This window comes from Bradyrhizobium sp. GW821-FHT12B03 (genome assembly GCF_058807535.1).
In genome coordinates this window covers 229,102-245,188 of sequence record NZ_JBXAQU010000003.1, presented here as the reverse complement: position 1 = coordinate 245,188, position 16,087 = coordinate 229,102, and the positions used below count along the sequence as shown (strand labels likewise).

At 57.9% G+C, this 16,087-nt stretch carries 14 protein-coding genes; 5 read left to right on the top strand and 9 right to left on the bottom strand.

Annotation, left to right across the window (positions count from 1 at the left end; translation table 11 throughout):
- Window positions 1-9 precede the first annotated feature (9 nt).
- Both AC1RUR_RS08200 and AC1RUR_RS08195 read left to right on the top strand, forming a co-directional pair.
- Window positions 10-399, top strand: coding sequence for a hypothetical protein (locus AC1RUR_RS08200; protein ID WP_492842605.1), 390 nt, complete (start codon window positions 10-12; stop codon window positions 397-399).
- A gap of 10 nt (window positions 400-409) precedes the next feature.
- Window positions 410-1,846: a hypothetical protein gene (locus AC1RUR_RS08195; RefSeq protein ID WP_492842603.1), complete on the top strand. Its 1,437-nt coding sequence runs from the start codon at window positions 410-412 to the stop codon at window positions 1,844-1,846.
- Window positions 1,847-2,233: 387 nt separating this feature from the next.
- Here the strand turns inward: AC1RUR_RS08195 and AC1RUR_RS08190 are convergent, their stop codons facing one another.
- The 6 genes from AC1RUR_RS08190 to AC1RUR_RS08165 form a co-directional block, all read right to left on the bottom strand.
- Window positions 2,234-3,172, bottom strand: a complete 939-nt coding sequence (locus AC1RUR_RS08190; protein ID WP_492842601.1) for a fumarylacetoacetate hydrolase family protein — start codon at window positions 3,170-3,172, stop codon at window positions 2,234-2,236.
- Between the two features lie 154 nt (window positions 3,173-3,326).
- The gene (locus AC1RUR_RS08185; protein WP_492842599.1) at window positions 3,327-4,043 is read right to left on the bottom strand and encodes an ABC transporter ATP-binding protein; all 717 of its coding nucleotides are present in this window, start codon (window positions 4,041-4,043) and stop codon (window positions 3,327-3,329) included.
- 1 nt (window position 4,044) lies between these two features.
- On the bottom strand, window positions 4,045-4,806 hold the full coding sequence (locus AC1RUR_RS08180) for an ABC transporter ATP-binding protein (protein WP_492842597.1): 762 nt from the start codon (window positions 4,804-4,806) through the stop codon (window positions 4,045-4,047).
- A complete protein-coding gene (locus AC1RUR_RS08175) occupies window positions 4,803-6,743 on the bottom strand; it encodes an ABC transporter permease (protein WP_492842595.1) in 1,941 nt (646 codons plus the stop codon). Before AC1RUR_RS08175 ends, AC1RUR_RS08180 begins: the two co-directional genes overlap by 4 nt.
- 85 nt (window positions 6,744-6,828) lie before the next feature.
- Complete coding sequence (locus AC1RUR_RS08170) at window positions 6,829-7,992, bottom strand: ABC transporter substrate-binding protein (RefSeq protein WP_492842593.1); 1,164 nt, start codon at window positions 7,990-7,992, stop codon at window positions 6,829-6,831.
- Window positions 7,993-8,168: 176 nt separating this feature from the next.
- Window positions 8,169-9,023: a helix-turn-helix transcriptional regulator gene (locus tag AC1RUR_RS08165; RefSeq protein WP_492842591.1), complete on the bottom strand. Its 855-nt coding sequence runs from the start codon at window positions 9,021-9,023 to the stop codon at window positions 8,169-8,171.
- 172 nt (window positions 9,024-9,195) lie between these two features.
- On the opposite strand from AC1RUR_RS08165, the gene AC1RUR_RS08160 reads away from it, so the two are divergent.
- From AC1RUR_RS08160 to AC1RUR_RS08150, 3 genes are all read left to right on the top strand, one after another.
- The gene (locus AC1RUR_RS08160; RefSeq protein WP_492842589.1) at window positions 9,196-9,720 is read left to right on the top strand and encodes a VOC family protein; all 525 of its coding nucleotides are present in this window, start codon (window positions 9,196-9,198) and stop codon (window positions 9,718-9,720) included.
- Between the two features lie 69 nt (window positions 9,721-9,789).
- The gene (locus AC1RUR_RS08155; protein ID WP_492842588.1) at window positions 9,790-10,971 is read left to right on the top strand and encodes an alpha/beta hydrolase family protein; all 1,182 of its coding nucleotides are present in this window, start codon (window positions 9,790-9,792) and stop codon (window positions 10,969-10,971) included.
- 60 nt (window positions 10,972-11,031) lie between these two features.
- Window positions 11,032-12,870 carry an FAD-dependent monooxygenase gene (locus AC1RUR_RS08150; protein WP_492842587.1) on the top strand — a complete coding sequence of 613 codons (1,839 nt, stop codon included), beginning with the start codon at window positions 11,032-11,034 and terminating at the stop codon, window positions 12,868-12,870.
- Window positions 12,871-12,928: 58 nt separating this feature from the next.
- Here the strand turns inward: AC1RUR_RS08150 and AC1RUR_RS08145 are convergent, their stop codons facing one another.
- The 3 genes from AC1RUR_RS08145 to AC1RUR_RS08135 all read right to left on the bottom strand — a co-directional run bounded on the left by AC1RUR_RS08145 (window position 12,929) and on the right by AC1RUR_RS08135 (window position 15,921).
- On the bottom strand, window positions 12,929-13,096 hold the full coding sequence (locus AC1RUR_RS08145) for a hypothetical protein (RefSeq protein WP_492842586.1): 168 nt from the start codon (window positions 13,094-13,096) through the stop codon (window positions 12,929-12,931).
- A 547-nt stretch (window positions 13,097-13,643) separates the two neighbouring features.
- Window positions 13,644-15,293: an acyl-CoA dehydrogenase family protein gene (locus tag AC1RUR_RS08140; protein WP_492842585.1), complete on the bottom strand. Its 1,650-nt coding sequence runs from the start codon at window positions 15,291-15,293 to the stop codon at window positions 13,644-13,646.
- 19 nt (window positions 15,294-15,312) lie between these two features.
- Entirely contained in the window at window positions 15,313-15,921 is a 609-nt protein-coding gene (locus tag AC1RUR_RS08135) for a TetR/AcrR family transcriptional regulator (RefSeq protein WP_492842584.1), read from the bottom strand.
- Window positions 15,922-16,087: the final 166 nt, after the last annotated feature.

Sequence of the window (16,087 nt, the reverse complement as noted above, 5' to 3'; positions counted from 1 at the left end):
GCACAAACCATGCGCTTCGAGCTTCCTTCTAATGCAGGCTCATTCGAGATCCCGGATGATTGGTGGCGCTTCGCCGAAATGGAGCGCTTCCGGCCCAGTCCTGGCGGCTACTACCCATACCAAGTTCGCCGCGAACATGACGTGGAGCTAGTGCCTATTGCCGTCGTCGCGCCGCCCCTCCGCAATCCCGGCGTGGCGATGTTGAAGAAGTTCAAGATGATGCCAGTACTCTTTGCGTTTCAGTCTCCAGAGTGTTCGCTCCCAGCCGTCGAAGTCTACCCCGCGACCTCCGGTATATATCGCTTCACGGTGCACAACGGCTTCCATCGATTCTACGGCTCCGTGGCAGCGGGATACAACTTTTTACCCATTCTCGTTTGCGAACCGTTCGACTTTTGATCGTGTCATCATGATTGAATATCTGTACCGCTTTCGTCCCTTGAAGCGCCTCTTGGAGCAGGATGAACTCCGCAACCAGGAGATCTATTTTGCAGAGCCAGAACAACTGAACGACCCGATGGAGGGATTCCGGGATATCTTCTGGAAAGGCGATGCGATCGTCTGGAAAAACTTTCTAAGGCACTACGTTCTCTGCCTCGAGAACGCGTTCTCGCAATGGATGCTTTGCGGTGAGACGGAGCCGCTCAACTGGGGCAATATCCCCGTGTTTAACTATGGGGATATAAACAATGGCCTCCCCCGCAAGAAGCTGGAAGACGAGATCCTTGCCGCTCTCTTCGGTGAGGCCTGCATCACGGTCTTCATTGCGGCGCTGGCAGAACGGTCCTTTCCGGTCCGGCGCGACGAGCTGGCGGCGCATCTACGCAACTTTCACATGCTCGCGCTTCATCATATCCGGCAGGCCCATGTCCACCTCGGTTTGCAGCCCGAGACCCCCGACGCCGACGTCCAGGCGGAAGCATTCCGCCAGGCCATTCTTCTGATGACGCAATCTATCGGCAAATTTCAGGAGATCGAGAAGCAACACCCCATCAATGAGCACCAGATCGATGCCTTCTACGTCGCCCAGAGAAAAATGGTCGCCGAAATCGACCTCATCCATTTCTATAATGGTGATATTGACATCGCACAGGCCAACCGCAGTTTTGTCTGCATCACCTTCCCAGAGGAGTTCGTTCGAAAGGTCGAGAACCTCGTCTATCCCGAGTGGTACACGGCCTGCTTCATGCGCGATTGCCGGAATTCGGCAGTATGGGGAAGCTACGGAGACAACCATACGGCTGTCTGTCTGAAATTCAGGGTTGGCGGGACCGGCGCGGAACCTGGCTTACGCCTGAGACGCGCAAACGGGCTCAATGCCGACGGCCCGATCCTCAACTTCGTGAATCATGAACTTCATCAAATCGCTTACGAGAGCGAGCATCTGCCAGTTGACTTCTTTCGCTCTCTTGGCCGCTTTCCGATCCCGGTGCTGCGCCGGCGCTGGTATTCAGACGAGGCCGGGAACCACAGCGCCTGCGGTGACGATATATTTCGCGCGGATGCGGAATGGCGAAACCGATATTGGGACGTCTTCTATCACGGCATCACGCGCAAGCTGAAGGATTGGAGCTACGAAGAAGAATACCGGCTCATTCTCGACAATACGTACTGGGATTTTCGCGAGGCGGGAAAACGCAAACTTCCATATCAGTTCGCCGACTTAAGCGGCCTCATCTTCGGTATCAAGACCCCGATGAAAGCCAAGATCGCGATTTGCAAGATCATTGAAGAAAGATGCCGGAAAGAAGGACGCAGCGATTTCAAATTTTACCAAGCCTACTATGCGCGATCGTCGGGAACGATCGAACATGCAGAGATGCGCCTTCTGAGATTCGCACCCTAGCCGCTTGGCCAGCGCTTAGAAATAATTCGAAGTGAATCACCAATAGGAATTGCGCCAAACGTCCTCAAGCGACGCCTCACTGCTGCGGCCAGTACCGCGGCGCTAGACGCCAACTACGCCTCATCGCAGCGATCCTGTTAGCGTCGAACTAGCGACTGGAATACCGATCAAAGTCAGAAGCAAAGTAACGTTGCGCTTTGCCGGTGCCTAGGCCCGCAATACTGCGATCGCAGTTTCGGTCGCCACGTCATACGGAAAGTGGCGCGTGGCGGGGCTTGCGATCGTACGTATCGGCTACGCCAATTGAATCAACAACGATGCGGATGGAAAAGCGGACGAAAGCTTTACCAATAGGCAAGATTGTAATGAAGCCATACGCCTCGAAAGCTAGAGACACCTGACGATCCGGTTTCGCAACACCCCCAACCTCTCTACCTCCAATTCCACGACGTCACCGGACTTCAGGAAACGTTCCAATTCCAGTCCGCAGCCATTGCCGACAGTACCCGATCCAAAAAATTCGCCCGCGTGCAGTGTCTCCTCGCTCGATGCGTGAACCAAGATGTCTTCAAATTTGTGGTGCATCTCAAAAGAATTCCCTCGCGACCATTCCTCTCCGTTTACCCGAGCAATCATGGACAGACTATAGGGATCCGGAATTTCGTCCGCGGTCACCAGCCAGGGTCCGAGAACGTTTCCGGTATCGAAGTCCTTGCCCTTGGCCGGCCCGAGTTGGCCCTGCATTTCACTCATTTGGACGTCGCGTGCGCTGAAGTCATTGAAGATGCAATAGCCGAAGACGTGTTTACGAGCGTCCTCACGGCGAATATTCTTGCCGCCAGTGCCAAGGAAGATGCCGAACTCCAGTTCATAATCGAGCATCTCGCAGTACCGCGGCCAATGGACATCTTGACCTGATCCGATAACGCTGAAGCGGTTGCACTTATAATAAATTGGCTGCTCGTACCAAATCGCCGGGACTTCGACGCTGGCCGGATCCAGTGCCTTGTCGCCAATCCCGAACAAGTAACGATTGGCGCGCGCCTGCCGGAGATGTTTCTCAAAGCATAGGAAATCTCGCATCTGGCGGGGTTCGGGAATGGGCGCCAGGAGACGCACCGCAGAAAGAGATAACCGAATTTTTGGTCGAGCAACCAGATCGCGAGCTTCCGCGACACCTTCAGCGCCGGCATCAATCAACGAAAGCATGTCGCGAAAGTGGGGAGCGGAGGGTTCCGACGCCGTGAAATCCGAAATAGTCCTGCTATCGGCAAGCAATGCGCCGATGTGACGATTACCATTGTGTTCGAACGTCAGAAGCTTCATGTGACCCCTTACTGTGGTTCAGCAGATGTTTCGGTCGCACGGGCTTCTTTGGCGACAGGCTGGAAGGCGGGACGGCGCAAGCATTGCGCGGCGCTGCAAGCGATCTCTCCATGCGGCTCGGCTATCAAGTGCCCGACCAATTCAAAAGAGAGCCTTAGAGCGCACCGAGATAGGCGGACTGCAGTCGCTCGTCGGCCAACAGCGCCGCAGCCATTCCTTCCGCGATCAAGCGTCCGCTGTCAAGAACGTAGCCTCGGTCGGCGAGGCGCAGCGACGCATGCGCGTTTTGGTCGGCGAGAAGGATTGTTGTCCCGGTATCGCGCAACGTGGACAACACACCCAGCATGTCCCGCACCAGCTTCGGCGCCAGACCCAATGACGGCTCATCGCAGAGCAACAGGCGCGGATTGGACATCAGCGCGCGACCGATCGCCACCATCTGCGCTTCGCCGCCTGATAGGCTTCCGGCCATTTGGGCTTCACGCTCGTGCAGACGCGGAAAGGTGGCGAAGACACGTTCCAGCGAGTCCGCGATCGCTCCGCCAGGAAAGATGCCTAGACGGGGATATGCACCCAAGACCAAGTTCTCTCGTACGCTCATGTCCGAAAACAGCTGTCGTCCTTCGGGGATTGCACCGATTCCCGCTTTGATACGGTCTTTGACACTCATCTTGTCGATCGGCTGATTGAGAAACCGAATCGTCCCCGAATCGTGGCCTTTAATCCCGGCAATGGCCTTCAGAAGCGTGGTCTTGCCGGCGCCGTTCGCTCCCAGTACCGCGATGAACTCGCCCTCCTCCACTCGAATGCTGATGTCGCCGATGGCAGGGATAAATCCGTACGATGCCGAGATGCCGGATAGCTGAAGCACGTCAAACTCCCATATAGGCTTCGATGACGGTCGGGTTTCTGGCGATCTCGGACGGCGTGCCTTCGGCGATCTTGATTCCGAAATCGAGCACGACGATACGATCGGCAACGCCCATGACGAGTTTCATGTCGTGATCCACCAGCAGCAACGATCCGTCCATCCCGGCCGCAATCTCCTTCAGCAATCCGCCAAGTTTGATTTTTTCCGCCGGGTTAAGTCCGGCGGCCGGCTCGTCGAGTAAAATCAGCGACGGCGAACTCATCAGCGCCCGCCCGATCTCGGCGACACGCTGCAGACCAAGCGGAAGCGAGGTTGCCTTGGCGTCTGCATATCCCAAAAGACCTAGCCGAGCGAGCCAGTCGTCGGCACGCTCGCCGGCCTCGCGGTCAGCCCTCGCATGGCGTGGCAACCGCAGCATCGACGCGACGAGTCCGCACTTGGCGGCGACATAGCCACCCATGATCAAATTCTCCCGCAGCGACAGGTCGCCAAAGAGACGGACATTCTGAAAGGTGCGGGCCATCCCAGCCTTCGCCATTCGGTACGGCGGAAATCCGGTCGTGTCAGTGTCTCTGAAATGGATCGAACCCCGTGTCGGTGAGACTGCCCCCAGGATCGCGTTGAATGTTGTGGTCTTGCCTGCGCCGTTGGGCCCGATAAGGGCCAAGATCTGTTTTGGCTGAACGGAAAAGCTGACGTCGTTGACGGCGCGAAGCCCACCGAACTGAACGTTGAGGTCGCGGACCTCCAATAGCTGGCTCATGACTGCCCCGCTGGTACATCGCGCGAGCCGCTGCCGGTCTTGCCTATCTCTCGCAACCACGCCAGCGGCCTTTTCAATTTCCATTCGCTTGATTGCACCACGACCACCGCCGACAATAGAAAGCCAAAAACGAGATATTGCAAACCCGCGACCTGCTGGCTGCCGGACGATCCGGTCAGCGCCACGATGAAACTCGGCAGCAACACGACCAGAAGGGTGCCGAAGAAACTACCCCACAGTGACAGGACGCCGCCCAATACCAGTGCCGTCACCTGCATGATCGTGGCATCGATGCCGAACGGCGCCGGATTGGCGATACCGAGATGATGCACGTAGAGACTACCCGCGATACTTGCCAGGATCGCGCTGAACACGAAGACGCTGGTCTTGAGTCTAGACGTCTCAACGCCGCACGCCAGCGCTGCTGCCTCGTTGGAACGGACCGCGAGCAGCGCGCGCCCAACCTGCGATCGAGTCAGACTGAGGGCGGCCAGCAACGCCACGCCGCAGAACGTGAACAGCAGAAAGAAGAAACTTCGCTCCGAGACGAAGGCATATCCGAAAATCGAGAACGACGGGATACCGGGGAGACCGTTCGGACCGCCCGTGATCCACGCAAGTTCGCGCGCGAAGTTGAGCGTGATGAGAAGCACGCACAGGCTTGCCATCGACAGATAGTAGCCGCGCAACCGGAAGATGAGGCGGCCCAGCGCCCAGGCGAGACATGCCGCGAGCAACGACCCCAGGATGAGTGCAGCGATCGGCGGCCACCCCATCGTCAACGTTAGATAACCGGACGCATAGCCGCCGACCATCATGAACGTCCCCTGCCCGAGTGACAATTGCCCGGCGTATCCCGTCAGCAGGACCATTCCGAGAACTACAAGCGCGTCGATTCCTGCGAAGACAGCGGTAGTGAGCAGCGTGCTCGGCAGATAGAGGCCGCAGGCCAGGACAATGATGACGCCCGCGAGAACTCTCACTGCGTCGGCCCGCGCGAATTTGAGCGATTGCAGCCTATCGGAGACAGCCTCGACGATTTCCTCCTTCACCTGAATCGCCGACGACAGCAGCCCCTGAGGGCGCAAGGCCAGTGCCAACAACAACAGACAGTAGGTGATCGCTTCTTGATAACCCGATGACAGATATCCGGTCACCATCGCTTCAATGAGGCCGAGAATGAGCCCGCCGGCGATCGGCCCGAACGACGTCGCGAGCCCCCCGAGCACCGCAGCGGTAAATCCTTTGATCCCAAGTGCGACACCGAGATCGACCTGCGGATAAGAAATCGGAGCCCAGACTGCGCCGCCGAGGCCGGCAAGCGAGCCCGCGATGACGAAAGCGACGAAACCAAGACGCCGCTTGTCGATCCCGACATAGGCTGCGCCGAGCGCGTTCGATGCCCCCGCCCGCAACGACAGGCCAAGCACCGTCCGGTTGAAGAAAAGCGCTATCGCTCCGCTGACCAGTGCCAGCATCCCCAGCAGCCACAGTTCCTGCGGAAGAATACTCACCCCATAAACGTCGAATGGCCGCTCGCCCGAGAACGGCGGGACAGACACCGGCGAACTGCCCCACAACGTGGTCATGCCGCCGCGAATTAGGATCGAGAAGCCGATGGTGACGATGACGAGTTGGGACATACTTGCCCGCTTGGCCGGCAGAATCGCCAAAACGAAGAACGCTCCACTCAAGGCACCGCACGCGGCGATCGCAATTGGAACAGCGATGAAGACCGGAAGACCGACGGTGCAGAGAAGCGAACTGATCATCGCTCCGAGCATGGCGAGGTCACCTTGCGCGAAATTGATGATCCCCGTACTGCGCCCGATAAAGGCAAAGCCAAGCCCGATGAACGCGTACAGCGCGCCATTGGCGACGCCAGAAAATACCGTCTGGAACAGGATATTGAGGTCGATCAGGCTTCCAGCATTCATTCGAGCGGCCTCATACTCAACTCGTGAAAAGTTGACTCGTGAAACCACTGCTGACCATTGGTCAACATGTACGTGGCTGCACGACTCACTCCGGCTTCCAGTGGCCCTTGTTGTAGCTTGCCACCGCCATTCCCTTGGTCAGTGGCGTCCCATGGGACGTGGGGGAGAGAGTCCATATGCCTTGTATGGCCGGGAAATTGTTGGTCTTCTCGATTTCCGCCAGCAGCTTGTCGCGGTCTGCCGCATCCTTGCCTAGCGTCTTTGCCGCGTTTTGAGCAATGAGGATGCCGTCGGCGGCGACAACCGACAACGACAGAGCATTATCCCTCGGATAGCGCTTGCCAAATTTGCTTCTGAAATCGGCGATCACAGCTGAGGTTGGATCATCCTTTGGGATGCTCTCAAAGACGACTTTCGACGAGATAAAGACCATGTTATCGGCCGTGTCACCGGCCAGCGTCAGGAACGTATCAGTCTGGAGATTGGGACCAATTACGATCGGCGCGCTGATCCCAAGCTGGATGATTTTCTTTGAAATCGCAGCGCCGGCCTGCTCGGAAGGAGCAAGATTGATGACAGCGTCAGCCTTGACCGCTCGGATGCGAGTGATCTGCGCGGAGAAATCCGTGTCGGTCGGCGCATATTTCTCAAGAATGGCGATCTCGATGCCGGATCCCGGGAATTGCTTGTTGATCTGATCGACTACATCGCTGCCATAGGGTCCAGTGTCGGCGAGAACGGCAACCTTCTTGAAGGACTTCTTCTTGAGATAGTCGAGCAGCGGCGGCATGAAATCATCGTTGCCGAAATGCCCCTTGAATACCCATTTCTTCAACGGATTGTAGGTCACCGCACCGCCTGCGAGACTGAAGAGCGGCGTGCCGCTCGACAACGCGGTGGGTATGATTGCCATCGTCTGGGGCGTGACCCCGGCACCCAGCAGCAAATTGACGTTTTCATCGGACGTCAGGCGCCTGGCGCAAATCACGGCCTGTTGTTCCTGCGACTGGCTATCGCAAACGACGATCCGCGCTGGTAGTCCGCCGAAACCGCCGGTGGCATTGACCATGTCCACCGCGACATAGGCGCCGGTCAGTGCATATTTACCGTTAGCCGCAACCGGACCGGTCAGGGGCAGGACGACACCGATCTTGAACTCGGACACACCGGTTTGGGCTGACGCCGTGACAAGCGCCGACGAGGCAAAAGCGAAAAGCACAGCAACTGAAGGCGCCCGGACCCTGAACATCGAACGAATTCTCCCTGCCCGCCGGTGGCCGGCTCGTTGGCTGTTGGTTTCTGAGACAGCCTAAGGCCTTGCCGACGCCCCGTCTGTCCCCCCGGCGGGGACAGCAAGAGGCGGCGGCCAAAGCCCCAGCGAGGGTCTTGGACATCGCGGCATTTTGTAAGACGCCTTCAGATCGGCTATTGCCGCAGCGACCGCGCCGAATTTTCGCCGCGCGCCTGCCATAGCGCCAGATACCACAGCATCAGGTCGCGCCGGCTGGCGACGCCCAGCCGCTGATATGCACGCTTGCGGTAGGTGGCGACGCTCTCCTCACCGATGCCAAGGTCCGCGGCGATCGCCGCCGATGACGGCCCGAACAGAATACGGGCACAAACCTCTATCTCCCGCCTCGGCAACGACTCGGGAGCGGCGGCTATGCACCTTTCGACGTCGGGTATCGATGTCAGCGCCGCCGCCACGGACGGATGCTGCGCCGCAACCTCTTCGTGCTTCTCGATGGTCGAGACCAGAACATCGGAAAAGTTCTCCAGCCGCAAGACGTCATCGGCAAGGAACGGACCGAGCCGCGCCGATCGCACAACGCTCAGAATACTGAACGCCCGGCTGTCATCGTCCGCGCGCTGGCAGACAATTATCCGCTCCATGATGTGGGTTCGACCATAGATCAGATCCCTCAAGTAGGGATCGGAGAATTTTCGCGTGTTGAAGCGCAACAGGATCGGATGCCCTGTCACAGGGCGGTGCTGGGCTTCATGGATCATGTGATCCCTGCGCCAGTGCTGTTCGTCGATGTAGCGCTTTGCCTGCCGCAACGCGGTATCGGTTCCGTCGAGACTGAGCGCGTAGAGACCGTGGAGCTCATTGCTCTTGGACCGGTAAATTGCGCAGTGATCCGCACCGCAGGTTTCGTAGAGGAAGCTGAACAGCTGCCGCTCGAAGCGATTGGTACCAATCGCACTGACGAGGCTTGCCAGAGCGGAACCGGCGCGCGCGGGAACGGTGCCGCCCATCCGGGTCTCGGTGTTCACCATCCAAGCCTCCCTTTAGCCTTCGGTCATCCGCCGCCGTCCGTTTTTGGTCCCCGGATCGGGGGACAGATCGGCACGTATTTTGAGCATAAAATAGCAGCTTGATACAGGTTTTCCTTCTGAAAACCGCGCGCCCCGGGGCCGATACCCAAAGATCCAGACACAGGTGACACCTATGAACAAGACCGTAAGCCTGAAAGGTTTGAACCACGTCGCGTGGCGATGCATCGACGCCGAACAAACTCGTCATTTCTACGAGGACATCCTTGGCCTGCCGCTCGCGCACATCGTCAAGTCGGATCATGTGCCCTCGACCGGCGAATTCGCACCATTCTGCCATCTGTTCTTCGAATTCGCCGATAACTCCTACCTCGCCTTCTTCGACATTCGTGACGGCAAGGGCGCGACCCTAAGCGAAGACATGCCGAAATGGATTCATCACTTTGCCATGGAGGTTGACACTATGGACGAGGTTCTTGCCATGAAGAAGCGGCTGGAAACTGGCGGCATCGAGGTCCTTGGCGTGACCGACCACCACTTCATCCAGTCGATCTACTTCTTCGATCCCAACGGGCTGCGCCTCGAAATCACCATGCGCTCCGAGACCAAAGAGTACATGGACGAGGCCAAACGAAACGCGCACGCTCAGCTTGCCGAGTGGACAAGAGAAAAACGGGCCACTGCAAATGCGGCGGCTTGAACCGGTGTCGGCTGAAAACCCTACCACGCGAATTGACCGGTCCGCGCTGTTCCTCAAGGCCTACCCTCGATGAGCGGCGCGCCATATGAGGTCGATCGAATCTGGGTACATATTCAGTACCAGGAGACGTCGACCTTTACCGAGACATACGGGTTTTCGGGAAACCAGGGAGCAATCAACCTCGAGGGAATTCTGATGACCCCGAGGGGTGTGCCGTCGCGCACTCTTCTGGTCTTCATGCATCCGGCGTCTACTCTTCAGTTACTTCCGGTTCCACGAGCCGTCGCCGCACTAGGTCTCCATGTTCTGTGCGCGGCGAGCCGTTACGCCAAGAACGATACGGCCCTGATCTACGAGAAGGTGCTGATCGATCTCGGCGCTTACATTCGGCACGCGAAGCAACAGTGGGGCTACGACAAGATCGTTTTGGTAGGCTGGAGCGGCGGCGGATCGTTGGCGCTGTTCTACCAGTCGCAAGCCGATAATCCGACCATCACGCAAACCCCTGCCGGCGATCCAGTCGATCTCAAGGCCGCGGGACTCATTCCGGCCGACGCGCTGGTGTTTCAGGCCGCGCATGTCTCGCGCGCACGCTTTTTGCTAGACTGCCTGGATCCGTCGGTCAGAGACGAACTCAATCCGGACGACCGCGACCCGGAACTGGATCTCTATGATCCCAGCAATTTCGCGCGTCCACCCTATACTCAGGATTTTCTGACCCGTTACCGCGAGGCGCAGGTACGCCGCATGCGAAAGATCACGGTATGGGTGAAGCAAACACTCGACGAATTGAGCCGACGAAACAACGGTGAAGTCGAGCGCGGCTTCATTACCCACCGCACCATGGCCGATCCGCGTTATCTCGATGCGACGGTCGATCCCAATGACCGCCGCCCCGGGTGGTCCTATCTCGGGAATCCGGGAACGGTCAATAACGGTCCGGTCGGCATGGCTCGCTTCTCCACACTGCGCTCCTGGCTGTCGCAATGGTCGATCGACGATTCCCGCGCCGACGGCATTACCTGCGCCGCCGATCTGACCGTGCCGTTGCTCGCGATCGAGAACAGCGCCGATGATGCGGTGCCGCAGCGACACACCGGATGGATCTACGAAGCGGCGAAAAGTCCAGACAAGACATTCAAGGTGATTGAAGGTGGCACCCATTACTATGCCGGGCAGCCCGAACATCTGAAAGAGGCGACTGAGCTAGTCCGCGATTGGCTGAGAACCAGAAATTTTATCGACGCGTGAACCATCGTGGGTCACGCCATATAGCTCTTGCTTGTTCGCTCGAATCATACGGATAGAAACATGAAGGAATCGCGCGTACCGGTTTTGATCGTTGGCGGCGGGGGTTGTGGCCTATCCTCGTCAATCTTCTTGTCGCGACTTGGAGTCGAATCCCTCCTGGTCGAGCGACGCGACAAGCCCGGACAGCTGCCAAAGGCCCGCTACATAAACCAAAGGACGATGGAGATTTTTCGCCAATACGGCGTTGCCGACGCGATCTATTCAAGATCAATGCCGTTGAAGCATATTTCGCGGATCCGGTGGTGCACGAGTCTCGCGGGCGACGGACCACTGGACCGACGGACGTTCCATGTGATCGACTCATTTGGCGGCGGCTCGCTTACCGATTACGCGAAGGACAGCCCGTGCGAGAGCACGCTTTATCCCCAGGTCCGCCTTGAACCATTGTTGCGGGGCGAAGCCGAAAAGCATGGAGCAGGCCGAACCCTGTATGGCCACGAACTCGTTGAGCTGGTCCAAGACCGCAATCGGGTGACGGCGACAATCGTCAACCGAGGAACCCAAGAGCAAATGAGGGTCGTCGCGGATTACGTGATCGCCGCGGACGGAGGCAAAACCGTTGGTCCGATCGTCGGTGCCAAGCTTGCTGGCCAGACGGACCTGGTCCACATGGTGACCGTCTATTTCCGCGCGGATTTATCGCAATGGTGGGATGACGACTACGCTATGACGACATGGTTCGTGAATCCCGATGGCGGATCGTGGAGCAGTGGCGTGTTGGGCCAACTCGGACCCACGCGATTTGGGCGGCACTCCGAGGAGTGGATGTTTCATTTTACATTTCGCCCCGATGATCCCTCGCGTTTTGACGAAAATTCATTGCTGCCGCGAATGCGCGAACTTCTGAAGCTGCCCGATCTCACGCCCGACATTATCGGCATCGGCCATTGGGTAGTAGAAGGCGTTCTCGCGGATCGCTACAGATTTGACCGGATCTTTTTGGCCGGCGACGCGGCGCACCGGCACCCGCCGACCACCGGGCTCGGTCTCAACTCAGCGATCCAGGATGCCCACAATCTGGCGTGGAAGCTCAACGCCGTCTTGCGCAGGGTGGCGCCCGATGCGTTGCTGAATACGTATGAGACCGAACGCCGTCCGATCGCGGACCGCAATGTGAAGTGGGCGCTGATGACATTTCAAAACCACCAACTCACCGATGTCGGCATCGGATTGGTGCGCGGTAATGCGGAAGTGAGCGTCGCAAACTTCACGGCATTTTTTGCTGACGATGATGAAGGCCGCACGCGCCGCGCGCGCCTCGCCAAGGTGCTCGAGGTCCAGCGCATGGAATGGCAAGCGCACGATATCGAAATAGGATTTCGCTACGATCACGGCGCGCTGGCATCAGACGGGACTCCACCACCCGAACGCGACCCCATGGGCGGCATTTATCTTCCGACCACGCGTCCTGGACATCGGCTACCTCACGCGTGGTTAATCGACGGACGCCGCACCTTATCGACTCATGACCTCGGAGATCCGGACGGCTTTTTGCTTATAACGGGGGCCAATGGTTCGGCGTGGAAAGCGGCTGCCGACGCAGCCTCGCGAGAGCTTAGCTTGTCGCTCAAGACCGTCTCAATCGGAGACGAAGACGAATGCGATTTCCGATCAACCGATTGGCTCAGCCTGCGTGAAGTAAGCAATAACGGAGCGATCCTGATCCGTCCCGACAATCACGTCGGCTGGAGGACTATCGACATGCCGTTGGATCCGGCTCTGGAATTGGTCAATGCCCTCGCCCTGATTTTGCAATTGCCGATCACCGGCCTGTCGTGTTCCTCGTCGAAGGCTCGAACAGAGACTCTTCGAGCTGACTTTCATTCATACTCAATATGAGTTTTACAAAATGAAATTGAGCAGATGTTGTCGCGAGCCGCGTCAGCTAAGCCTGACTTCAGTGCTCGACCGCCGGGTTGGGGTCCTCCGGCGGGTCGGTCGGACTGACCTCCCACCAGGCTGAAACCAGTCCCTTTGCGTTGTCGAGGCCGGCGGGCACCAGCGCGCCGCCGACCGAACTGCAATTCGACGCGCCAGTGACCCAATGCACACCAAATTGCGACATCACTCGCTTGCGTACGCCTCAAGCCAGATCAGTACTGCATTTGGTACTGCATGGCGCTCAACGACCGGGCCTAAGCGCTGATTGCGCTTCGCTTTTCGAGAAGTCCCAGTCCAATCCATCATGGGTGCAATGCAAAATCGATGCGATAACATATTGATGTTATTTCGCTTTATCATCTCGTCTGGAATAGCTGATTTTTGGGCCGACAGAAATTCAAAGCTGACTATTGGGGCATTTTCCTTTCATTTCAAGTTCTTAAGTCGATCGCTTGTTCGTCCCTCTATGACGCCGCACCTGCTCCGGTACAGCATTGCAGTACCGAATGAATTCATGCAGTACCGCGCTCGTTCCGACCCTCCTCACCAATCCCGTGCAAAGTAACGTGCCGCTCAGGCCAGGCCTAGGATAGAACAAGCACCATCGTAGATTTGGCGGCGATAGAGCAAGGAAACCTGTGGGCGGCGATCCCGAGGTTAGCGTTTGCGCTATCAGAACCGGCCGGCTTGCGAAGGCTTCGACCCATATTGGGCTCCTGCGCAGCACCACGTCAGGTGACGGTCGCCCGTTCGATGATGGCACGCAGCGATGACGCGGATTTAAACGAGCCGAATGTCAGATGCGGAGCTTCGATCCTGCTCACCCGAAACGTTTCTGAGACGATCTCCGGTGCGTGCCTCAGCAACAGCGAATACTGCACCGCTATCGCGATCTGTTCCGCGAGACGCCGTGCTGCCCTTTCGTGCGATGCGGCTTCGTCGATAAGATCGTCGATCTCGTCCCAGAGACGGTCGAGTACAGCAGAACCCTCCACTCTGATTTCGTTCCGAAGTGCCTCGCGGATCTCGGGCTCGCGACGAAGCACACGCAGCAGATCCAAACAGATGACGTTGCCTGACCCCTCCCAGATCCCGTTCAAAGGTGCCTCGCGATACAGTCGCGCCAGCACGCCTTCCTCGACGTATCCGTTGCCTCCCATGCACTCGAGGAGTTCGACGATCGCGACCGGCGTCCGCTTGCAAATCCAGAATTTGGCCAGCGGAACGAGGAAGCGGGACAGAAGCCTTTCGGTTTGATTCGTCTCGCTCAGGTCGACCGCTTGCGCTGCACGCATGGCCAACGAGAGATGCGCCTCGCTCTCCACGGCGACGTCGGCAATGACGGCCTCCATAATCGGCTGATCGATCAAAGCCCGCTGAAAGGCATAACGCGTCCGCGTGTGCTGGATTGCCTCGGTCAATCCGCGGCGGATGATAGCTGCAGAGCTTATCGCGGTCTCAAGCCGCGTCAAATGGGCCATTTCGATCAGCGTGGGAATGCCGCGGCCTTCCTCCCCGACGAGGATGGCGCGTGTACCCGAATACTCGATTTCGCTGCTGGCACTAGAGCGGTTTCCAAGCTTCTCTTTCAAGCGCTGGATAAGAAACGTGTTTCTCTCGCCATTGGCCAGCGAGCGCAGAACGAAGAAACACGTCACTCCCTTGTCGGTCCTCGCCAGAGTAAGAAATCCATCGCACATCGGAGCGGAGCAGAACCACTTGTGACCGGTTAGTTCGAATTCCGGACCGAACTCACCATCGCCGACCGGTGTGGCGACCGTAGCCATTGCTCGCAGGTCGGAGCCGGCGTGTTTTTCGGTCATTGCCATGCCGACCGTGATGCCCTTCTTTTGGCTGAAGTGGATCGGTCGCGGGTCATAGCTGGTGGAGAATATTTTGGGTTCGAGCGCCGCCGCCAAGGCGGGAGCATTGCGGATGGCCTTGACGGAGGCATACGTCATGGATGTCGGACAATTCACACCTGCATCCGCCTGATTCCAGATGTAGCTCAGCGCCGCGCGTGCCGCGTGCCCACCCTCCTTAGCCGTCCAGGCAAGCGAGTGAACGCCACTTCCGAAAGCCAAGCCCATCAGCTCGTGATAGGCGGGATGGAATTCCACCAAGTCGGTCCGGTGACCGAAGCGATCGAACGCACGCAACTCCGGAGAATATCGGTTGGCCAAGCGGGAAAGATCCTGAACGTGCACATCACCCGCTTGTTTGCCGGAACTCATAAATGACTTTTCGAATGCGGCGGCTCCGGACCACTGGACGACATCTCTTAACGCAGCATCGCCGTCGAAAAAATTAACCGACGGGAGCGGAACAGCCTGGTTCGTGACTTCGTGAGTGGGTCCTGCCTTAAGTGCCATTTCAGCCATCGTGACGTCTCCTCGTTCGCTAACTATTTTTGTTGATGTCATGGTCGTTCAGATTCAGTTCGACGAGCGCCAACGCGTCGATTTCTCCAGCGATGTTCGTGTCGCCACTCGCCACCATTTGCAGAGCGATGCCCGTAATCGTCGCCCAGAAGTTTCGGGCGGCCACTTCGGGGCTGGTCTTCATCGACCAGCCTTTCCGGGAAGTGATTTCTGCAGAGGCTCTCGCGCCTTCTTGATGCAGGCGATCGAGCGTGCCTTTGATCTGGGCTCCCAGATCAGGACGCCTTCTTGCGATCAACATCGCCTCGATGAACGCAAGAACGGCGGGCAGGCCCGCGCCGAGGACCGAAGTGGCAAGCGTCCGATTGTACTCCCGCACCGATGCCGCTTCGCGCGCTTCCGTTTCCGCGTTGAGGCCCGCTTCGAGGATCATTCGTCCGGCGACCTCGACGAAGAGGCCATCCTTTCCCCCGAAGTAGTAGGTGACCTGGTTAGGGAAGACCCTGGCGGACGCAGCGACCTCGTTGACCGAAACGTCGGCAAAGCCGCGGTCTGCGAACAGACGTGACGCCGTAAGCAGAATTACCCTTCTTGTATTCTGGGATCCCGTCCTGACGGCTCGTTCCATGGCTTTCATCACGAGACTAGACCATATTTTTGTTTGTTACACAAACAAAAATATTCTTGAACGATTGTTCATTTAACACAAAGGGTTATGCCCCATTGATCCATCGCATGAGTGACCGACCCCTCTGATTTGGCGCTGCGATAGCGTCGAACCAGACAGGCTCAAG

What these genes read in the sequence shown, in the direction of transcription:
- AC1RUR_RS08200 (WP_492842605.1), top strand. Translation starts at nt 10, where the DNA reads ATGCGCTTCGAGCTTCCTTCTAATGCAGGCTCATTCGAGATCCCGGAT.
- AC1RUR_RS08195 (WP_492842603.1), top strand. Translation starts at nt 410, where the DNA reads ATGATTGAATATCTGTACCGCTTTCGTCCCTTGAAGCGCCTCTTGGAG.
- AC1RUR_RS08190 (WP_492842601.1), bottom strand. Translation starts at nt 3,172, where the DNA reads ATGAAGCTTCTGACGTTCGAACACAATGGTAATCGTCACATCGGCGCA.
- AC1RUR_RS08180 (WP_492842597.1), bottom strand. Translation starts at nt 4,806, where the DNA reads ATGAGCCAGCTATTGGAGGTCCGCGACCTCAACGTTCAGTTCGGTGGG.
- AC1RUR_RS08175 (WP_492842595.1), bottom strand. Translation starts at nt 6,743, where the DNA reads ATGAATGCTGGAAGCCTGATCGACCTCAATATCCTGTTCCAGACGGTA.
- AC1RUR_RS08170 (WP_492842593.1), bottom strand. Translation starts at nt 7,992, where the DNA reads ATGTTCAGGGTCCGGGCGCCTTCAGTTGCTGTGCTTTTCGCTTTTGCC.
- AC1RUR_RS08165 (WP_492842591.1), bottom strand. Translation starts at nt 9,023, where the DNA reads ATGGTGAACACCGAGACCCGGATGGGCGGCACCGTTCCCGCGCGCGCC.
- AC1RUR_RS08160 (WP_492842589.1), top strand. Translation starts at nt 9,196, where the DNA reads ATGAACAAGACCGTAAGCCTGAAAGGTTTGAACCACGTCGCGTGGCGA.
- AC1RUR_RS08155 (WP_492842588.1), top strand. Translation starts at nt 9,790, where the DNA reads ATGAGCGGCGCGCCATATGAGGTCGATCGAATCTGGGTACATATTCAG.
- AC1RUR_RS08150 (WP_492842587.1), top strand. Translation starts at nt 11,032, where the DNA reads ATGAAGGAATCGCGCGTACCGGTTTTGATCGTTGGCGGCGGGGGTTGT.
- AC1RUR_RS08145 (WP_492842586.1), bottom strand. Translation starts at nt 13,096, where the DNA reads ATGTCGCAATTTGGTGTGCATTGGGTCACTGGCGCGTCGAATTGCAGT.
- AC1RUR_RS08140 (WP_492842585.1), bottom strand. Translation starts at nt 15,293, where the DNA reads ATGGCTGAAATGGCACTTAAGGCAGGACCCACTCACGAAGTCACGAAC.
- AC1RUR_RS08135 (WP_492842584.1), bottom strand. Translation starts at nt 15,921, where the DNA reads ATGGAACGAGCCGTCAGGACGGGATCCCAGAATACAAGAAGGGTAATT.